General features: G+C 61.4%; 18 protein-coding genes and 1 pseudogene. 14 read left to right on the top strand and 5 right to left on the bottom strand.

What is annotated here, in order from left to right; translation table 11 throughout:
• The first annotated feature begins 44 nt into the window (after positions 1-44).
• The 5 genes from LOY28_RS07990 (at position 45) to LOY28_RS08010 (ending at position 4274) form a co-directional block, all read left to right on the top strand.
• Positions 45-380: a helix-hairpin-helix domain-containing protein gene (locus tag LOY28_RS07990; protein WP_018929823.1), complete on the top strand. Its 336-nt coding sequence runs from the start codon at positions 45-47 to the stop codon at positions 378-380.
• Positions 381-573: 193 nt separating this feature from the next.
• The gene (locus LOY28_RS07995) at positions 574-1368 is read left to right on the top strand and encodes an SDR family oxidoreductase (RefSeq protein ID WP_258613317.1); all 795 of its coding nucleotides are present in this window, start codon (positions 574-576) and stop codon (positions 1366-1368) included.
• Between the two features lie 31 nt (positions 1369-1399).
• A complete protein-coding gene (fabF, locus tag LOY28_RS08000) occupies positions 1400-2674 on the top strand; it encodes a beta-ketoacyl-ACP synthase II (protein ID WP_258613318.1) in 1275 nt (424 codons plus the stop codon).
• A 78-nt stretch (positions 2675-2752) separates the two neighbouring features.
• Positions 2753-3406 (top strand): GntR family transcriptional regulator, encoded by a 654-nt coding sequence (locus LOY28_RS08005; protein WP_018929820.1) that lies wholly within the window; start codon positions 2753-2755, stop codon positions 3404-3406.
• A 16-nt stretch (positions 3407-3422) separates the two neighbouring features.
• Complete coding sequence (locus LOY28_RS08010) at positions 3423-4274, top strand: DUF1989 domain-containing protein (protein ID WP_018929819.1); 852 nt, start codon at positions 3423-3425, stop codon at positions 4272-4274.
• Positions 4275-4399: 125 nt separating this feature from the next.
• Here LOY28_RS08010 and LOY28_RS08015 read toward each other — a convergent pair whose 3' ends face one another.
• Together LOY28_RS08015 and LOY28_RS08020 are read right to left on the bottom strand one after the other, a co-directional pair.
• Positions 4400-4624: a DUF2897 family protein gene (locus LOY28_RS08015; protein WP_138867030.1), complete on the bottom strand. Its 225-nt coding sequence runs from the start codon at positions 4622-4624 to the stop codon at positions 4400-4402.
• Positions 4625-4695: 71 nt separating this feature from the next.
• A pseudogene (locus LOY28_RS08020) lies at positions 4696-5803 on the bottom strand (amino acid permease); the annotation flags it as partial.
• Positions 5804-6109: 306 nt separating this feature from the next.
• Here LOY28_RS08020 and kdpF point away from each other — a divergent pair.
• From kdpF to LOY28_RS08050, 6 genes are all read left to right on the top strand, one after another.
• Positions 6110-6199, top strand: coding sequence for a K(+)-transporting ATPase subunit F (gene kdpF / locus LOY28_RS08025; protein ID WP_007899818.1), 90 nt, complete (start codon positions 6110-6112; stop codon positions 6197-6199).
• 8 nt (positions 6200-6207) lie between these two features.
• On the top strand, positions 6208-7902 hold the full coding sequence (gene kdpA, locus LOY28_RS08030) for a potassium-transporting ATPase subunit KdpA (RefSeq protein WP_018929817.1): 1695 nt from the start codon (positions 6208-6210) through the stop codon (positions 7900-7902).
• Between the two features lie 10 nt (positions 7903-7912).
• Positions 7913-9970 carry a potassium-transporting ATPase subunit KdpB gene (gene kdpB / locus LOY28_RS08035; protein WP_258613319.1) on the top strand — a complete coding sequence of 686 codons (2058 nt, stop codon included), beginning with the start codon at positions 7913-7915 and terminating at the stop codon, positions 9968-9970.
• A 212-nt stretch (positions 9971-10182) separates the two neighbouring features.
• Entirely contained in the window at positions 10183-10728 is a 546-nt protein-coding gene (gene kdpC / locus LOY28_RS08040) for a potassium-transporting ATPase subunit KdpC (RefSeq protein ID WP_026286694.1), read from the top strand.
• 153 nt (positions 10729-10881) lie between these two features.
• The gene (locus LOY28_RS08045; RefSeq protein WP_258613320.1) at positions 10882-13533 is read left to right on the top strand and encodes a sensor histidine kinase KdpD; all 2652 of its coding nucleotides are present in this window, start codon (positions 10882-10884) and stop codon (positions 13531-13533) included.
• 48 nt (positions 13534-13581) lie between these two features.
• Entirely contained in the window at positions 13582-14280 is a 699-nt protein-coding gene (locus LOY28_RS08050) for a response regulator (RefSeq protein WP_258613321.1), read from the top strand.
• Positions 14281-14329: 49 nt separating this feature from the next.
• Here the strand turns inward: LOY28_RS08050 and LOY28_RS08055 are convergent, their stop codons facing one another.
• The gene (locus tag LOY28_RS08055) at positions 14330-15379 is read right to left on the bottom strand and encodes a patatin-like phospholipase family protein (protein WP_018929812.1); all 1050 of its coding nucleotides are present in this window, start codon (positions 15377-15379) and stop codon (positions 14330-14332) included.
• A 219-nt stretch (positions 15380-15598) separates the two neighbouring features.
• On the opposite strand from LOY28_RS08055, the gene LOY28_RS08060 reads away from it, so the two are divergent.
• The 3 genes from LOY28_RS08060 (at position 15599) to LOY28_RS08070 (ending at position 17633) form a co-directional block, all read left to right on the top strand.
• Complete coding sequence (locus LOY28_RS08060; RefSeq protein WP_018929811.1) at positions 15599-15877, top strand: hypothetical protein; 279 nt, start codon at positions 15599-15601, stop codon at positions 15875-15877.
• Between the two features lie 46 nt (positions 15878-15923).
• Entirely contained in the window at positions 15924-16691 is a 768-nt protein-coding gene (locus tag LOY28_RS08065) for a CHAD domain-containing protein (RefSeq protein WP_258613322.1), read from the top strand.
• A 144-nt stretch (positions 16692-16835) separates the two neighbouring features.
• Positions 16836-17633 (top strand): acyl-CoA thioesterase II, encoded by a 798-nt coding sequence (locus tag LOY28_RS08070; protein ID WP_018929809.1) that lies wholly within the window; start codon positions 16836-16838, stop codon positions 17631-17633.
• On the opposite strand, the gene LOY28_RS08075 is transcribed toward LOY28_RS08070, so the two are convergent.
• Positions 17634-18002, bottom strand: coding sequence for an Mpo1-like protein (locus LOY28_RS08075; protein WP_018929808.1), 369 nt, complete (start codon positions 18000-18002; stop codon positions 17634-17636).
• 132 nt (positions 18003-18134) lie between these two features.
• Positions 18135-19616, bottom strand: a complete 1482-nt coding sequence (locus LOY28_RS08080; protein WP_258613323.1) for a methyl-accepting chemotaxis protein — start codon at positions 19614-19616, stop codon at positions 18135-18137.
• Between the last annotated feature and the right edge of the window lie 92 nt (positions 19617-19708).

Here is a 19708-nt window from a genome sequence, read left to right on the forward strand (position 1 = left end):
TCGGAAAAGCTGCTTCTTCCAATCGATGTCATGGAGCTTCATTTATGCGTACTGGCTATTTCTACTCTCTGGTTTTTGCCCTGCTCACCAGCGCCTCTATTGCGGCCATCGCTGCGCCGACGGCTGCGCCAGAGGCTGCCAAGGCACCGTTGATGCTGGACGCTGCCGCCAAGCCTCAAACCAATAAGGTCGATCTGAATGGGGCCGATGCGCCAACCCTGCAACGGGAGTTGTCCGGGATCGGTGAGGCGAAGGCCAAGGCGATTGTTGCTTATCGTGAGAGTAATGGGCCATTTTCGTCGGTAGACGAACTGCTGGAAGTGAAGGGTATCGGCAAAGCCATTCTGGACAAGAATCGCGACAAGCTGGAAGTGAACTAAGCTTATAAATCCACACTAGGAGGCCGGTCATTGACCGGCCTTTTTTGCTTATTGCTGCAGAGGGCTATCTGGCACCTTTTATCGGGATGCAAAAAATTACGGCTATCATATGGTGATAAAATTATGCCTATAATAAATCAGTCGTTCGCTGAAGCATTCGTCTTCCCTTAAGCATCCTCCCAGGAGCACTGTCATGAATTCTGTCCAGGCCCAAGGTACGGCCCTTGTCACCGGCGCATCTTCTGGCATCGGTGCGGTTTACGCGCAACGGTTGGCAGCGCGTGGTTTTGATTTATTGCTGGTCGCCCGTGATCGGGAACGGCTGGAGGCTGCCGCGAGCAAATTGCGCGCGGAGCATGGTGTTCAGGTTGAGGTGCTCAAGGCGGATCTGACGCAAAAGGATGATGTATTGAAGATTGAGCAGCGTCTGCGCAGCGATTCAAGCATCAGCCTATTGTTGAACAACGCCGGTATCGCGGCGGATGGTTTGTTGGCCAACGCCGACATGGATCAGATGGAGCGCTTGATTCAGTTGAACGTCACCACGGTGACGCGGTTGGCTTCGGCGGCGGCAGCCGGTTTTACCAAGGCCGGTCGTGGGACGATTATCAATATTGCGTCGGTGGTGGCGTTGTTTCCTGAGCGGTTCAATGCGACGTACAGCGCGAGCAAGGCTTATGTATTGAGCCTGACTCAGTCGTTGAATACTGAGCTGCAAGGGACCGGGGTTCAGGTGCAAGCGGTGTTGCCCGGCGTGACACGCACTGAGATTTTGGAGCGTTCCGGTATTGATGCGTCCCAGATTCCGGAGGACATGATCATGGACGCGGGAGAGATGGTCGACGCGGCGTTGTCGGGTCTGGACCAGGGTGAGTTGATCACCATTCCTTCCTTGCCGAATCTCTCTGAGTGGGAATCCTTTGTGGCGGCGCGTCATGCGATGGCGCCGAATCTGTCCAGAAGCATTGCCGCCGCGCGTTACAAGTGAGGCGCCATGAATCGACTGAGGTATTTGCGCTATGAGTAATCGTCGGGTGGTAGTCACGGGCATGGGCCTGGTGTCTCCGTTGGGTAGCGGTGTCGAAGCGGTTTGGGCGCGTCTGTTGGCCGGGCGCTCCGGGTTGCGGACGTTGCCGGATGAGGTGGTTGCCGGTCTGTCGACCACGGTCGGTGGCGCGGTGCCGACCTTGGCGGAAGATCCCGAGGCGGGTTTTGACCCGGATCGGGCGACGCCGCCCAAAGAGCAGAAGAAGATGGACCGCTTCATTGTGTTCGCCATGGAAGCGGCGCGTCAGGCCGTGGAGCAGGCCGGTTGGCAAGCGCTCGACGCCAATGCCCAGGAGCGCACGGCTACTATTATCGGCTCGGGCGTGGGTGGTTTCGGCGCGATTGCCGATGCGGTGCGCACCACCGACAGCCGTGGTCCGCGACGGTTATCGCCGTTCACCATTCCTTCGTTTCTGGTCAACCTCGCCGCGGGCCATGTGTCGATCCAGCACGGTTTCAAGGGGCCTTTGGGGGCTCCGGTAACAGCGTGCGCGGCCGGGGTTCAGGCGATTGGTGACGCGGCGCGGCTGATTCGTTGCGGTGAGGCGGACATTGCGGTGTGTGGCGGCGCGGAAGCGGCGATCGATCGGGTCAGTCTCGCCGGATTTGCGGCGGCTCGGGCCCTGTCCAGCGGCTACAACGATACCCCGGAGCGCGCCTCGCGGCCGTTCGACAGTGGGCGCGATGGCTTCGTGATGGGCGAGGGTTCGGGCCTGCTGGTGATCGAATCCCTGGAACATGCCTTGGCACGCGGGGCTCAACCATTGGCCGAGCTGGTTGGTTACGGCACCAGCGCCGATGCCTATCATCTGACTGCGGGGCCGGAGGATGGCAGCGGTGCGCGTCGGGCGATGTCGCTGGCGCTGGCGCAGGCGGGCATTTCGCCGGCACAGGTGCAGCATCTCAACGCGCACGCCACCTCGACACCGGTTGGCGATTTGGGAGAGCTGGCGGCCATCAAGTCGTTGTTCGGCTCGGACAACAAGATCGCGGTGACGTCGACCAAGTCCGCCACCGGGCATCTGCTCGGCGCCGCAGGCGGAGTCGAGGCGATCTTTACCCTGTTGGCACTGCGAGATCAGGTGGTGCCGCCCACGCTCAACTTCGATAACCCGGATCCGGCCACCGAAGGCGTGGACATCGTCCACGGTCAGGCGCGACCAATGAACATCGACTACGCGATGTCCAACGGTTTCGGATTCGGCGGTGTGAACGCCAGCGTATTGTTCAAATACTGGGAGGATTAGTTCACGACAGGCAGGTGATGGCACGAATAGTGATTACTCATTCGCAGACGATTGTTGAACAATCACGAGGCGTTGAGTATGAGCAGCGGACTGTCCCTGGCCGACCACATCACATTGGAATTGCGCGCTGACATCATCGGCGGTCGTTTGCTGCCCGGCATGGCGCTGGTGGAAAACGATCTGGTGTCGGCTTACAACGCCTCGCGCAACACCATTCGCGAGGCGTTGCACCGTCTGGGGCAGGAAGGGCTGACCCGCTATGTCCGCAACAAGGGCGTGATGGTGCGCAGGCTGGGTGTCGATGATGTGCGCGATCTGTTCAAGGTTCGGCGCACCCTGGAACTGCAAGCCATCAGCGCCAGCCAGCCATTGCGTGAGTATCAGTCCGACCGGATGCTCGAAGCCCTGGAGGCCACCGAACTGGCCCGGGAGCGTGAGGACTGGCGCGCCGTCGGCACCCACAGCCTGGCCTTTCATCAACACATCGTCGGGTTGCTGCGCAGTCCGTTGTTCGATGAGTTCTTCACCAACGTCGTCGCGCAACTGCGCCTGGTGTTTTGCACCGCTCCCGATGAATCACGTTTTCAGGCGCCCTGGCTGGCGCGTGACCGGCAGATACATGAGTTGCTGGCCGACGGCGACAAACGCGCGGCTGCGGACGCCATGAGCCGTTATCTTGACGACTCCGAACACCTCCTGTTGCAGATGCTTGCCCCTTCTTCCCATCACTGATCGAGGATTTTGTGCCATGTACAAAGACTATCCGGCGGCCTATCAAGTCAGCAAAGGCTCGGCCTTGCAGGTGGACACAGCCTTCTATGAACGGATCCGCGACCAGAAAGAGGGGCGCACGCTGATCGAGCAGTTCGAAGTGCCGATCCGCACCGGTCGCGCCTGGAATGTGCCGGCCGGGCATGTGTTCAGGGTCACGACCCCGGTCGGCCCGCAAGTCGGGGATTTCAACGTCTGGAATGCCCACGATCCGCGCGAGCGCTTGTGGGCGGCGCGGACCCGGCAGTTGCAGGGCGCCCATGTCAGCACCCATGACCGGCTCTGGTCGAACCTGCCATTTTTACGGCCGCTGGTGACCATTACCGACGACAGCCTGGCCGGTTATGGCATCGACGAACACGGCGGGCGTTTGCACGATTTGCTGGGAACGCGCTGCGATCCTTACGTGAACAAAATGCTTACCGGCGAAGACTTCCATCATCACTGCCACTCCAACCTGACTCGCGCCGTATTGCCCCATGGCCTGACCGAGTTCGATGTGCATGACGTGTTGAACATTTTCCAGTGCACCGGCCTGAACCACGACGACCTGTATTTCATGAAAGCCTGCCCGGCGCAGAAGGGCGACTATCTGGAGTTCTTTGCCGAGATTGATCTTTTGTGTGCGCTATCGACCTGCCCGGGTGGCGATCTGTCGCTGGCCATGTGGGGGCCGGATGCGCAGGATCCGTTGAGCGTCTGTCGCCCGCTGGGAGTAGAAATTTACCGGTTGGAGGATTCGTTGCTTGAAGGCTGGAGCCAGCCGGAGCGTGCGGCTTACAAAGGGTTGCATGGCTTGCATATCGCCAAGGCTGATTGGGAAAAATAAAGGGGTTTGAGCGACAAAAATCCTGTAGGAGCGTGGCTTGCCCGCGAAGAATGCGCCGTGGTTTTTCAGGTATTACGCGTCATCGTTCTTCGCGGGCAAGCCACGCTCCTACAGGTGCTGCGCGGTCAGCGGTCCTGCGCATCCTTGGCATCCGCTTCCGCGTTGCGTTCGGCGACGCGCTTACGTTGCTCTTCAGTCAATTCGACCTTGTTGGCGGTGTCACGCAGCATCATCAAACCGCCAACGATCGAGCCGATGGCAACGATCAGAATCAACCAGGCATACCAGGGCATAGGAGTTCTCCTTAAGGGCAGACCGGTGGACAAGGGTTTTGCCAACCGATCCTGCATACCACTTTTGAGCGATGGAATTTCGCAGTGGTTCCATTCTATGCCTGATCCGACAGCAGCACTGCGGCTGTTTAGAGCCCGGTCAACATCGCATCCGCCGGCGCATCGGCACGCAGTTGCGCGGTCAGCATGAAGTACACGAAACCCACTGCCATGAAGCCGAGGAAGATCAAGCCGATCAAGGTGTTGAACCAGGCCATCGCCACCAGGCAAACCACCGCCAACACCAGCGCAATGAATGGCAGCAACGGGTAGCAAGGCGCGCGGAAAGTGCGTTCCAGGTTCGGTTTTGCGCAGTTTGAACAGGCTGAGCATGCTCATGATGTACATCACGATCGCACCGAATACCGCCATGGTGATCATTGCCGCCGTCAGCGTCATGCCGCCGAGGTTGATCAAGCCGTCACTGTAGATCGCCGCGATGCCGATCACGCCACCGGCGATGATTGCCCGGTGCGGGGTCTGGAAACGCGACAGTTTGGCCAGCGATGCCGGCAAGTAACCGGCCCGGGCGAGGGCGCAGAACTGCCGCGAGTAGCCGAGGATGATCCCGTGGAAACTCGCCACCAGGCCAAACAGGCCGATCCACACCAGCATGTGCAACCAGCTGGAGCTTTCGCCAACCACGGCTTTCATCGCTTGCGGCAGCGGATCGTTGATGTTCGACAGGGTGCGCCAGTCGCCGACACCCCCGGCAAAGAACATCACGCCCATCGCCAGCAGCACCAGGGTCAGGATGCCGCTGATGTAGGCCTTGGGAATCGTGCGTTTCGGGTCCTTGGCTTCTTCGGCGGCCATGGCCGCGCCTTCGATGGCCAGGAAGAACCAGATGGCGAACGGAATTGCCGCGAACATCCCGGCAATCGCCGGCGCACCGAACACATCAGAGCCGGCCCAGCCGTTGAGGGCGAAGTTGCTGAAACTGAAGGCCGGGGCGACCACGCCCATGAACACGATGTACGCCCCGACCGCTGCGTGTTTCGGGTCCAGGGCGGGAAACTGCACGTTCAGATAGGCGCCGATCGCCAAGGCAATCGCCGGTGGCGCGAAGACGAATTCGATCAGCGTCGCCAACCCGGCAATCAACCCACCTTTCTCGCCAAAGGCACGGCGGCTGTAGGCAAAGGGACCGTCGGCATGGGGAACCGCGGTGGTCAGCTCGGTGAAACTGAAGATGAATGCTATTCACCTAAGAGTCTTGAGTCAGTGAGTAACCCGTGGCGAGGGAGCTTGCTCCCGCTTGAATGCGTAGCGCTCACAAAAATCGGCGATTGTTATCAGGTTTTTGGGGCCGCTGCGCAGCCCAACGCGAGCAAGCTCGCTCGCCACAAAGGTAGGCATGACTGAAGAATCGCGCTTAAGTGAACAGCGTTACTCTTTACACATTCTTTATGCCCCGCCGCACCCCTCGATCTCGCGCCTTTACAGCCTCCCTGCCGACAATCACTCCACACGCGGCAATACGCCGTAACACGGAGAACTTCCATGAGCGTTCTGGACGGAGTGTCACTGCTATTGGCAGTGGGGCTGTTCATTTATCTGTTGGTTGCGCTGTTGCGCGCGGACCGGAACTAGGAGCGGCTATGCACAGTTATGACTATTGGCTGATCCTCGCCTTCTTCGCCGTGGTGCTGATTCCGGCACCGTTTCTGGGGCGCTTCTACTACAAGGTGATGGAAGGGCAGCGTACCTGGCTTTCGCCGATTCTCGGCCCGGTGGAGCGTGGCTGCTATCGGGTGGCCGGTGTCGATCCGCAGGCCGAACAGAGTTGGCAGAAATACACCCTGGCCTTGCTCGCCTTCAACCTCGCGGGCTTTTTGCTGTTGTTCGCGATCCTGATGTTCCAGGATCACTTGCCACTGAACCCGCAAAACCTGCCGGGCCAGGAGTGGACGCTGGCGTTCAATACCGCTGTCAGCTTCATGACCAATACCAACTGGCAGTCCTACAGTGGCGAAGCATCCCTGAGCTACTTGAGCCAGATGGTTGGTCTCACCGTGCAGAACTTCGTCAGCGCCGCCACCGGCCTGGCGGTTCTGGTTGCACTGTGTCGCGGCATCGGTCGCAAGTCGACCAAGACCTTGGGCAACTTCTGGGTCGACATGACCCGCGCCACCCTCTACGGCCTGCTGCCTCTGTGCTTGCTGCTGGCGCTGTACCTGGTGTGGCAGGGCGTGCCACAAACCTTCGCGCAATATGTGAATGCCGTAACGATGCAGGGCGTCGATCAGGTGATCCCGCTCGGCCCGGCCGCCAGCCAGATTGCGATCAAGCAACTGGGCACCAACGGCGGCGGCTTCTTCGGCGTCAACTCGGCGCATCCGTTCGAGAACCCGACGGCCTGGAGCAACCTGTTCGAAGTCGCCTCGATCATTTTGATCCCGGTGGCGCTGGTGTTCACCTTCGGCCATTACGTGAAAGACCTGCGTCAGAGCCGCGCGATTATCGCCTGCATGCTGGCGCTATTTTTGATCGGCGGCGCGACTTCGCTGTGGGCTGAATACCAACCCAATCCGACCCTGGCCAACGTCGCCGTCGAACAGACCGCGCCGCTGGAAGGCAAGGAAGCGCGTTTCGGCACCACCGCCACCGTGCTGTGGTCGGTGACCACTACCGCAGCGTCCAACGGTTCGGTCAACGGCATGCACGACAGCCTCAACCCGCTGAGTGGCATGGTCGCGATGGTCAACATGATGGTCGGCGAAGTGATCTTCGGCGGTGTCGGTGCCGGGCTCTACGGCATGTTGCTCAACGTATTGATCGCGGTGTTCCTCGCCGGCCTGATGATCGGGCGTACGCCGGAATACCTCGGCAAGAAACTGCAAGCCCGGGAAGTTCAGCTGCTGGTGGTGACCTTGCTGGTGATGCCGGTCGGCGTGCTGGTGCTCGGCGCGATTGCCGCCAGCCTGCCAGGCCCGGTGGCGGCGGTGAGCAACCCCGGTGCTCATGGTTTCAGTCAGTTGCTTTACGCCTACACCTCGGCCAGTGCCAACAACGGCTCTGCCTTCGGCGGCTTCGGTGCCAACACTGCGTTCCACAACCTGATGCTGGGGCTGGGCATGTTGATCGGGCGCTTCGGTTACATCCTTCCGGTGCTGGCCCTTGCCGGCAGCCTGGCGATGAAGAAAACCGCGCCGATTGGCCAGAACAGCTTCCCCACCCATGGCCCGCTGTTCGTGACCTTGCTGACCGTGACCATTTTGCTGGTGGGTGGTTTGACCTTCTTGCCGACACTGGCGCTGGGTCCGATTGCTGAACACTTGAGCATGGGCTTCTGAGGATCTAATGATGAATATGCCCGTTACCAAAACCGTCGCCGCCAAAGCGCCGGAACAACCGAAAACTGCCATCGCCGCCCTCTGGCGCCCGGCGCTGGTGCAAGCGTTCGTCAAGCTCGACCCACGGCAATTGCAGCGTGCGCCAGTGATGCTGGTGGTGGAACTGACCGCCATTCTCACCACCGTGCTGTGCTTCATTCCCGACAGCGCCGTGCCGACCTTCGTTGCCGCGCAAATCGCATTGTGGCTGTGGTTCACCGTACTGTTCGCCAACTTCGCCGAAGCGTTGGCCGAAGGTCGCGGCAAGGCCCGCGCCGATAGTCTCAAGGCCGGCAGCGTTGGCTTGAGCGCCCGGCGCAAAAGCGCCAATGGCAGCTTTCAGGTAGTGCCCGCCAGTAGCCTGCGTAAGGGCGACGTGGTGCGCGTCGAAGCGGGGGAGATGATTCCCGGTGACGGCGAGGTGATCGAAGGCATCGCGGCGGTCAACGAAGCGGCGATTACCGGTGAATCGGCGCCCGTGATTCGCGAATCCGGCGGCGACCGTTCGGCCGTCACCGGCAACACTCGACTGGTGTCGGACTGGTTGTTGGTGCGCATCACCGCCAACCCCGGCGAGTCGACCCTCGACCGCATGATCGCGCTGGTCGAAGGTGCCAAACGCCAGAAAACCCCGAACGAAGTCGCGCTGGATATCCTGCTGATCGGCCTGACCCTGATCTTCCTGTTGGTGGTGGTGACCCTGCAACCGTTCGCCCACTTCGCCAACGGTAACCTGCCGCTGGTGTTCCTGGTGGCGTTGTTGGTCACGCTGATTCCGACCACCATTGGTGGTTTGCTGTCGGCCATCGGTATCGCCGGGATGGACCGTCTGGTGCGCCTGAACGTGATCGCCAAATCCGGTCGTGCCGTGGAAGCGGCGGGGGACGTGCACGTCCTGCTGCTGGACAAGACCGGCACCATCACCTTCGGCAACCGTCGCTGCAGCGCGGTTTATGCCGCACCAGGCGTCAGCGCCAAGGAACTGGCCGAAGGCGCGTTGTTCGCCTCTCTGGCCGATGACACCGCTGAAGGCAAATCCATCGTCGAGTACCTGCGTGGTCTTCACTCGCACCCCGAACCGTCCCCCGAAGTACTGACCGCCGTGCCGTTCAGCGCTGAAACCCGCCTGTCCGGTGTCGACTATCAGGGCCGGGTCTATCGCAAGGGCGCGGTGGATTCGCTGCTGAATTTCGTCGGCCTGAAACGCGCTGATCTGGCTCCCGCCCTGTCCCGGGAAATCGACAAGATCGCCCAGAGCGGTGGTACGCCTCTGCTGGTGTGCGCCGACGGCAAGTTGCTCGGTGTGATTCATCTGAAGGACGTGGTCAAACCCGGCATCCGCGAGCGTTTCGCCGAACTGCGCAAGCTGGGGATTCGCACGGTCATGGTTACCGGTGACAACCCACTGACCGCCGCCGCGATTGCTGCCGAAGCGGGCGTGGATGACGTACTGGCCGAAGCCACGCCGGAGAAGAAACTGGCGCGCATTCGCCATGAGCAGAACGACGGTCGGCTGGTTGCCATGTGCGGCGACGGCGCCAACGACGCCCCGGCCCTGGCTCAGGCGGACGTGGGCATGGCGATGAACGATGGCACGCAGGCGGCGCGGGAGGCGGCGAACATGGTCGACCTCGACAGCGACCCGACCAAGCTGTTGGACGTGGTGCAGATCGGCAAGGAATTGCTGGTGACCCGTGGTGCGCTGACCACCTTTTCCATCGCCAACGACGTGGCCAAATACTTCGCGATCCTGCCGGCGCTGTTCGCCTCGATCTACCCGCAATTGGGTGTGCTCAACGTCATGCACCTGAGCAGTCCGCAGAGCGCGATTCTGTCGGCGATCGTGTTCAACGCCCTGATCATTGTGGTGCTGATTCCACTGGCGCTGCGCGGTGTGCGGGTGCAGGCGGCGAGTGCGGCGGCGTTGTTGCGACGCAATCTGCTGATCTATGGACTGGGCGGGATTCTGGTGCCGTTCGTGGGCATCAAGGCGATCGACATGCTGTTGACGGCGTTGCATCTGGTTTAGCGGTTGTTGTTTGAGGCAGGGGCTTTTTGTGGCGAGGGAGCTTGCTCCCGCTGGGCTGCGAAGCGGCCCCACCTCAGGCCCAATGTTTATTCAGGGCACCGCATTCACCGGGTTTACGACTGCTGCGCAGCCGAGCGGGAGCAAGCTCCCTCGCCACAGGTGATGTGTGTGCCTTCTAAGTGATGAGTATTCTTCGAATCGAGGATTTTGAAATGTCCACATTGATACGTCCGGCCCTGAGCCTGCTGGTGCTGATGACCCTGATCACCGGCGTCGCTTACCCCTTGGTGGTGACCGGCGTTGCCCAGGTTGCCTTCCCGGACCAGGCCAATGGCAGCCTGGTGCGCGACGCCGACGGTAAGGTCCGTGGCTCGTCGCTGATTGCCCAGGATTTTGTCGGCGACGCCTGGTTCCACCCACGGCCATCGGCCGGTGCCTTTGCCACTGTGTCGAGCAGCGCCAGCAACCTTTCGCCGAGTAATCCGGCGCTGGCCACTCGGGTGATCGAGGAGGCCAATAAGCTGCAGGTGGCCGGGCAGGGACCGGTGCCGTTGGCCATGCTGACCACCTCCGGCAGCGGCCTCGATCCGCACTTGCCACCAGAGTCGATTACCTATCAACTGGCGCGTGTCGCGGCAGCGCGCAATCTGCCGGTGTCTACGCTTGAACAACTGCTGGATACGCACATCGAGCGGCCGTTGGTGGGGCCGCCGGTGGTGAATGTGTTTGAGTTGAATGCGGCGCTGGAAAAGTTGTAAAGGTTGGAAGGTTGGAAGGATCGTTCCCTCGCTCTGCGTGGGAATGCATCTATGGACGCTCTGCGTCCGCTTCGACTGGGACGCGGAGCGTCCCTGGCTGCATTCCCACGCAGAGCATGGGAACGATCAACAAAGTGAACAAGGCAATGACAGATGAGTGACTCCGGCCGCGCCGACGCGCTGTTAGCAGACCTGCCCCGCGATGGCCGCGGCCGGCTCAAGGTGTTCCTGGGCGCCGCTCCGGGGGTCGGCAAGACCTACGCCATGCTCCAGGCCGCCCACACTCAACTGCGCCAAGGCGTGAAAGTCCTGGCCGGGGTGGTCGAAACCCATGGCCGCGCCGAAACCGAAGCACTCCTCGCCGGTTTACCGCAGCAGCCGTTGGTGCGCTCGGAATACCGTGGCGTGATGCTCGAAGAAATGGACCTCGATGGCTTGCTCGCCGCCAAACCGAAACTGGTGCTGGTCGACGAACTGGCCCACACCAATGCCCCCGGCAGCCGTCACACCAAACGCTGGCAAGACATCCAGGAATTGCTGGCTGCCGGCATCGACGTGTTCACCACGGTCAACGTCCAGCATCTGGAAAGCCTCAACGATCAGGTGCGCGGCATCACCGGCGTACAGGTGCGTGAAACCCTGCCGGACTGGGTGTTGCAAGAAGCCTACGAACTGCTGCTGATCGACCTGCCGCCGCGCGAGTTGCTGGAGCGTCTGCGCGACGGCAAAGTCTACGTGCCGGAGCAGGCGCGAGCGGCCATCGATGCGTTCTTCACCCAGACCAACCTCACCGCCCTGCGCGAACTGGCGATGCAAACCGCCGCCGCTCAAGTCGATAACGATCTGGCGCAGGGGTATCGCCAGTTAGGGCAAGCGGCGCCAGCGGTGCGCGGTCGTTTGCTGGTGGGCGTCGATGGCGATGCGCAGGCCGAGCGTCTGGTGCGTCACGCCAGTCGCGTCGCCCAGCGGCGGCATCTGCCGTGGAGCCTGGTGCATGTGGATAACGGCCGGGTGCGTGACGAGCAGTCGCGCCTGCGCCTGCAAAGCGCCCAGCAACTGGCTGAACGCCTCGGTGGCGAAGTGGTGTTGCTGCGCGCCGGTGAGGTGGCGAAAACCCTGATCCAGCACGCCGCTGAACGTCGCGCCAGCCTGGTACTGGTGGGCCAGTCACGCCAGCGTTTGCGTCGACGGTTGTTCGGCGGCGGCCTGGCGTCGCGTTTGTTGCGCGATGCTCGCGGGCTGGAAATCAACGTGCTCGACAGCGATCACGAACAGCATCAGCCACGTCAGCGTTCGGCGCAGTCGCTGGTGTGGTTCGACTACGCGTTGGCGCTGGTGGCGACGGTGCTCGCCAGTGCCCTGGCCTGGGCGGTGTCGAGCGTCTTGCCACTGCCCAACATTTCGTTGGTGTTCCTTGCGGCGGTGTTGCTGGTGGCGGTGCGCAGCAGTCTTGGCCCGGCGCTGGCTTGTGCGGCGCTGTCGTTTCTGACCTATGACTTTCTGTTCATTCCGCCGACGTTCTCTTTCAGTATTCAGCGCGAAGAAGACGTGCTGACCTTGCTGTTCTTCCTGCTGATGGCGGCCCTGACCGGTAACCTTGCAGCGCGGCAACGGCGGCAACTGGAAGCCTTGCGCGACACTCAGGAAGAGACCAGCGAACTGCTCGACCTGTCGCGCAAGCTCACCGCCGCCACCGACCGTCAGGCCGTGGTCAGCGCCGCGGCCCAGCATCTCAACGGCTGGAGCGACCTGAAGCTGTGCCTGCTCAATCGCGATGGCCAGAGCGGCTGGAAAGTTGAAACCGGTGGGCCGCTGGAGTTTTCCGAGGCCGAGCGCGCCGCCGCCGATTGGGCCTGGCAACACGATCAACCGGCAGGCGCGGGCACCGGCACCTTGCCGTTCGGGCGCTGGTGGTGGTGGCCGTTGTCGGTGGACGACGGGCCGCTGGCATTGCTCGGCGTGTGTGCCAAAGAAGGCCAAACCCTGAGCGGCCAGCGTCGGCGCTTGCTGACCGCGCTGAGCCAACCGTTGGCCCAGGCGTTGGCCCGGGCGCAACTGGCCGATGACCTTGAAGCCGCGCGTTTGCATGGCGAAACCGAACAGTTGCGCAGCGCGCTGCTGGCGTCGGTGTCCCACGATTTGCGCACGCCGTTGACCTCCATGCGCGGCAGCATCGACAGCCTGTTGGCGCTGGGCGAGGCGATTCCGCTTGCGGACCGTCGCGAACTGCTCGAAGGCACCCGCGATGAAGCCGAACGGCTGGATCGCTACATCCAAAACCTGCTGGACATGACCCGCCTCGGTCACGGCGCCCTGAAGCTGGCGCGGGACTGGGTGTCGCCGGCAGACATCGTCGGCAGTGCACTTAATCGTCTGCGTGCGGTGCTGTCGTCGTTGCAGGTCATTACCGAGGTGCCGGCCGAACTGCCGCTGCTCTATGTGCATGCTGCGTTGATCGAGCAAGCACTGGTCAATGTGCTGGAAAACGCCGCGCGTTTTTCTCCGCCCCACGGACGTCTTGAATTGCGCGCCGGCGCCACTGACAGCGAGCTGTTTTTTTCGGTGAGTGATGAGGGACCGGGGATTCCGGAGGAGGACCGGGCGAAAATTTTCGACATGTTCTACACCGCCGCTCGTGGTGATCGCGGTGGGCAGGGTACGGGGTTGGGGCTGGCGATCTGTCAGGGCATGGTCGGTGCCCATGGCGGGCGGATCAGCGTCGCCGACGGCATCGAAGGGCGCGGCACCTGCATCACGCTGCACTTGCCGTTGCAGACTCAGCCGGGATTGGACAGTGAAGCCTGATCCCGCCTGCGCTACTCTCTTGCCACCTCTTTGTGTTGATGTGAATTCATGAGCCAGACCGCGACCATTTTGGTCATTGACGACGAACCGCAGATCCGTAAGTTCCTGCGCATCAGCCTCGCCTCCCAAGGCTACAAAGTGCTGGAGGCCGGCACCGGCACGGAAGGCTTGGCCCAGGCCGCATTGAACAAACCTGACTTGTTGGTGCTCGACCTCGGCCTGCCGGACATGGACGGCCAGCAGGTATTGCGCGAGTTTCGCGAGTGGTCGACGGTGCCGGTACTGGTGCTCTCGGTGCGCGCCAGCGAAGGGCAGAAAGTCCAGGCGCTGGATGACGGCGCCAACGACTACGTGACCAAGCCGTTCGGCATCCAGGAGTTTCTCGCCAGGGTGCGCGCCTTGCTGCGTCAGGCGCCAACGGGTGAGGCCCAGGAAGCGGCGCTCAATTTCGGTCCGCTCACTGTCGACCTGGCTTATCGCCGGGTGCTATTGGACGGCGCCGAAGTGGCGCTGACGCGCAAGGAATATGCGGTGCTGGCGCAACTGGCGCGGCATCCGGGGCGGGTGATCACCCAGCAGCAATTGCTCAAGGACATCTGGGGCCCGACCCACACCGAGGACAGCCACTATCTGCGGATCGTAGTCGGGCATTTGCGGCAGAAACTGGCGGATGATCCGACTCAGCCGCGGTTCATCGTCACCGAGGCGGGGGTGGGGTATCGGTTGTTGAGTGAAGTCAGCCTTTAGTTCTGTTGATCGCTCCCATGCTCTGCGTGGGAACGATCGTCAGTACGCTTTACCGCCAATCTTCATTGCGCTCACTCTCATACCGATCCAGCGTATCCCGGGCAATCTCCCGCCCCAGCGCGATCAACTCCGGCGCCTTGTAGAACTCGAAAAAACGGCACACCCGCTTGGGCACGTTGATCAGGATATCCGGTGGATACCCGGCAATCTTGTACTGCGCCAATGAGGTCTGCATTACCTCGAAACTCTGGTTGATCAGGTCCAGCAAAGATGCCGGCCCGACGTTGTCGATGATGAACGACCCGGTGGCGGATTTCGGTGCGCCGTCGCTTTCCGGGGCCGCCGCCGGTTGCTGGGCTTCGGGCTGGGCGGATTCGATCCACGGGTTGATCTCGGCCGCTTCTGCCATCAGCGCTTCCTTTTCGAGAAGCAGCAATTGCTCCGCCTGTTTGCGGCGGAAAGGCAATTTCGAGCCCAGCGAGCTGATCAGGCTGTCGAAGCGGGTCTTGAATGCCGCCGGGCGCTGGATCACCGGCAGTTGATAGTGACGCTGGTTGGTGGAGTTGAGGTTGACCGCGATGATCAGGTCGCAATGGCTCGACACCACCGGCACGATCGGCAATGGGTTGAGGATGCCGCCGTCCACCAGCATTCGATTGCCCTGCATCACGGGGGTGAACAGGCTGGGGATCGCCGCCGACGCACGCATGGCCTGGTGCAGGCAGCCTTCCTGGAACCAGATTTCCTGCTGGTTAGTCAGGTCCGTAGCCACGGCCGTGTAGGGGATGCGCAGGTCTTCGATATTGATCTCGCCGACGATCTTGCGGATCTGCCCGAAGACCTTCTCCCCGCGAATCGCGCCCAAGCGGAAGCTGACATCTACCAGACGCAACACGTCGAGGTAATCCAGGCTCTCGATCCAGTCGCGGTAATCATCGAGTTTGCCGGCGGCATAGATCCCGCCCACTACCGCGCCCATGGAGCAACCGGCGATGCAGGCGATGTCGTAGCCACGCCGTTCGATCTCTTCAATAACGCCGATATGGGCGTAGCCCCGGGCACCGCCCGAGCCCAACACCAGTGCGACACGCTTTTTCATGAATCGACCTCTTTGACAAGGTTCAACAATGCACCCAACGAGGGGCTCGCTTCAATCGCTATGGTCGTTCGACGGGAGCGGGCGTCGTTTTTTGACACTCAACGAAGGCGAGTAGGTATCCTCGCGAGCGCTATAGTTTCCACTGCGGGTCCAAGGCACTTTTCGCGCGCCAGAGCGGTCTTACCTGCACGACTGTCTATTATCTTTGAGGTGTGAGTGATGAAAGCCTGGATTTGTGTGCCTTTGATTGCGTTGGCGCTTGCCGGTTGTGCCGGTAAAACCGCTTACCGTGACAGCTGCGGTAGCCAGCTCGACGCCGCCTGGCACGAACTGGATCTGGCCAAGGCCGAGGGTTTAGCCGGGACTGTCAGCTACTCCAAGGCGCTGTCGTTGCTGACCGGTGCCAAGACCCAGCAACAATTCGAAGCGTACGAGGGTTGTACCAGAAAGGCCGAGAAGGCACGTTTCTACATTCGTGAGTCCCGCGCCGGCCGTTGAGGCATGATGGAGCGTACTCAGGGTAATTCGATTCAGGGAGTACGCGATGTCTGCGGTGGTTGATCGGTTGGTGGCTCAAGTACTGGGCCTGGAAGTCCGTTTGCTGGCCTGTCAGGCTCGCTTGAGTGCCCGCACCGATCCGGAAGCGCTGCACGATCTGCGCACCACCGTGCGCAGATTGCGCAGCCTGCTTCGTCCCTTGCGCGGTTTGCCTGGGGTCGAACAACTGGAAGCAGCGTCGTCCCGGGTCGGCCAACTGACCACACCGTTGCGTGATCGTGAAGTGCTAGCAGCGTACTTGCTCCAGCATAATCAACCCGAGGCCGCGCACCGGCGCATGGCGCGGATGGCTGAGGCTTATCCCTCCGTGGCGATGAGCCCGGAGCTGACCCAGTTGTTGATGATCCTCGACGCCTTTCCGCGTTTCCTGCGGGCCTCCCAGCGCCAGGGTTTGCTCAAGGGCTTGCGCCAGCGCATCGAAAAACGCCTGGCCAAACAATGGAAGAAACTCGACCAGGCCCTGCACGATCCCGCCCATGACCGCCATCGTCTGCGCCTGCTGATCAAGCGTGCGCGTTATGGCATCGAAGCTTATCCCGAACTGGATCGTTTGCCGGAAGCGGCCATGCCCAGGCTGAAGTCGGCTCAGGCTGCCTTGGGGGATTGGCACGACAGCTGGCAATGGCTGGCCCGGGCCAAGGAAGAGCCTGATTTGCAGCCATGTGTCGAAGTCTGGAAAACCACCATGGCCCAGGCCGAAGAGCGCGCCGACCGTGTTCTCGACAAACTCAGCAGAGCCTGTTTCAAATCCTGAAACCACCACGAATCCCCACGAATCCAATGTGGGTTCCAGCCGAGCACGGCCCATCTGTCAGTAATTTTGGCCGGAATAAGCGCTGTGCCGTCCTTGCGGGCTGGTTAAGATCGCTCCATCCATTTTCCAGTCTCTGAGGTTCCCATGCGCTTTTCCGATCTGCTCGACGCTGTTCGCAGCCAGCCGCAGGAAGTGTCTATTCCACCTGAGTGGGGCCAGGGGCGGGCGAGTTTTGGTGGTCTGATCGCTGCCTTGCAATACGAAGCCATGCGCGCAAAAGTCCCGGCGGATCGTCCGGTGCGCTCGCTGGCAATCACCTTTGTCGGCCCGGTCGAACCCGATGTACCGGTCAGTTTTGAAGTCGACGTATTGCGCGAAGGCAAAGCCGTCAGCCAGGTGCTGGGCCGGGCGATGCAGAAGGGGCAAGTGGTGACATTGGTCCAGGGCAGCTTCGGCGCTTCACGAACTTCCGAAGTGGTGGTCGCGGCCAACCCGGCTCCTGAGATGAAGCATTGGGACGACTGTCAGGAACTGCCGTACATCAAGGGCGTGACCCCGGAATTCATGCGCTACCTGGCCATGCGCTGGAGTATCGGTGGCATGCCGTTCACTGGTAACAAATCGCGGGACATGGGTGGTTGGGTACGCTTGCGCGGGGATGGGGAGGGCGAGTCGGTCAGCGAAGCCCATATCCTGGCGCTGGTCGACGCCTGGCCGCCGTCCTTGTTGTCGCATCTGAAGAAACCGGCGGCAGGCAGCACGCTCACCTGGACCATCGAATTCGTCCAGCCGTTGCTGGCGCTGAGTACGCTGGACTGGTGCAAGTACCTAGTGGACATCGAACATGCCGCTGACGGCTACGGGCACGCCGCCGCCAATCTCTGGAGCGAAGACGGTCAGTTGATCGCCATGAGTCGGCAGACCGTCACGATTTTCGCCTGATCAGCGATGGCGACGGTGGCGTTCGCGCCAGGCGCGCCACCAGCCGCCACTGAAGAAAAACCGGGGGAAGGTCAGGAACTGCTCGACCAGCAAGCGTGATACCGCGTCTTTGCGATCACTGAACGGCTCGGAGGCTTGCGCCTCCAGGCTATGACCGTGACGCTGCAGGCCCAGGGCGGCAATCAGGCCGATAATGCCAATCGCGAAGCTCGCCAGATCCAGGCTGAACACCCCCGAGACCATCAGCAAAAACGCCACGATGAACAGCGGCACGGCAATCAGGTGCAACACCAGATTGGTCGGGTGCTGGTGATTGTGCGGGTACAGGCGCCATTGCCAGGCGGGAAGGTTGGGGTGACGTTTGCCCATGATGCTTATCCTTGGTTCGTTGAGGCTCATGAACAAAGAATAGGTCGGGCGAAAGCCGTCGGCGAATCAAGGCTGGCTATCGGCGCGATAGGGGTCATGGTCGATATTCATGTTGACCGCCTTCGCGGGCCCTTAAAGCTTGAGCTGCCCGATGGCCTTGCTCAATTCCCCGGCCAACATCGCCAATTCATTGCTGGTAATCGCCGAGTTCACGGTCTGCTTCACGGTGTTCTCGGTCACGTCGCGAATGCTCACCACGGCCCGATTCATCTCCTCCGCCACATGACTCTGCTGCTCGGCCGCCACCGCGATCTGCGTATTGCTTTCACGCATTTGCGCCACCGCACCGGTGATTTCAGCCAGGGCCACACTGGCTTCCTGGGCCTGTTGCATGCAGTCGTCCGCCTTGTACGAACTTTCCTGCATGAAATCCACCGCGTCCCGAGTCCCGGCCTGCAGCGCTGAAACCATGGTGGTGATCTCGTCGGTGGACGTCTGGACCCGTTTGGCCAGGTTGCGCACTTCATCGGCGACTACCGCAAACCCTCGGCCCATTTCACCGGCCCGGGCCGCTTCGATGGCCGCGTTCAGGGCCAGCAGGTTGGTTTGTTCAGCGATGCTGTGAATCACGTTGACCACGCCGTTGATCTTCTGGCTGTCCTCGGCCAGGCGCTGAATCATCTCGGCGGTTTGCTGCACGCCGGTGGACAATCCGCCAATCGATTTTTGCACCCGAGTCACCACTTCCTGACCGCTGCCAGCCAGGGTGTCGGCGGTTTGCGAGAGGTCGCGGGTGGCGCCGGCATGTTGGGCAATGTGATGGACCGTGGCGGTCATTTCGTTGATCGCCGTGGCGGCCTGATCGGTTTCGCTTTGCTGGCCGAGCATGCCGTGACGCACTTCATTCATGCTCGCGGCCAGTCGCGCGGCGCCGACGTCCAGTTGCCGGGCGGTGCTGGCGACAGTGTTGACCACCCGCTGGTAGCCGGCCTGCATGGCATTGAAGGCGTTGGCCATCTGCCCGACTTCGTCCTTGCAGGCCAGGGGCACACGGGCCGACAGGTCACCGGTTTTCTCGACGTGGAGCATCACGTCTTTCAAGGTGTTGAGCTGGCTGAGCAGGAAGCGGATCAACAGTTGCGACGCGCCGAGCATCGCCAGCATCAGGATGAACACCGCTACCGCGTAGTGAGTGAAGCGCTCGCCGAACACCTGGCTCAGGCTCGGGCTGTAGGCAACGACCGCGACCTGTTGACCGTCGGGACGAGCGAACACCTCGGCACCCATCAACGGATTTTCCCCGAACAGCGGCATGGCATTGATTTGGACCCAACCGAGGGTATCGGTCAGTTCCAGAAGTGGTTGCCCGTTCAGTAAAGGCGCCTGCCCACGATTGAAGGTCAGCAGGTTGTCGGCCTTGGGCAGCGGCTGCCCGGCAGGCCAGGCATTGAGCAATAGTGCCTGGGCCTGGGCCGATACTTGCGCGGCGTGACTGCGGGCCTGTTGTTCGAGCTGCACGGCGTACAGCACCAGCAACAGGGTGGTGACAAAGGCGACGGCGTTGACTGCCCAGAATTTGTATTTCAGCGAGATATTGCTAAGCCAGGCACCCATGGAGGTCTTCTCTGATAGCGGAAACAGTTTTGGCAAGGTGCCATTATTGTGCCGCTACTCAGTGCGTCGAATCTTGATATGGGTCAATGACC

Origin of the sequence: Pseudomonas sp. B21-017, assembly GCF_024749245.1 — a bacterium.
Taxonomy (GTDB): Bacteria; Pseudomonadota; Gammaproteobacteria; order Pseudomonadales; family Pseudomonadaceae; genus Aquipseudomonas.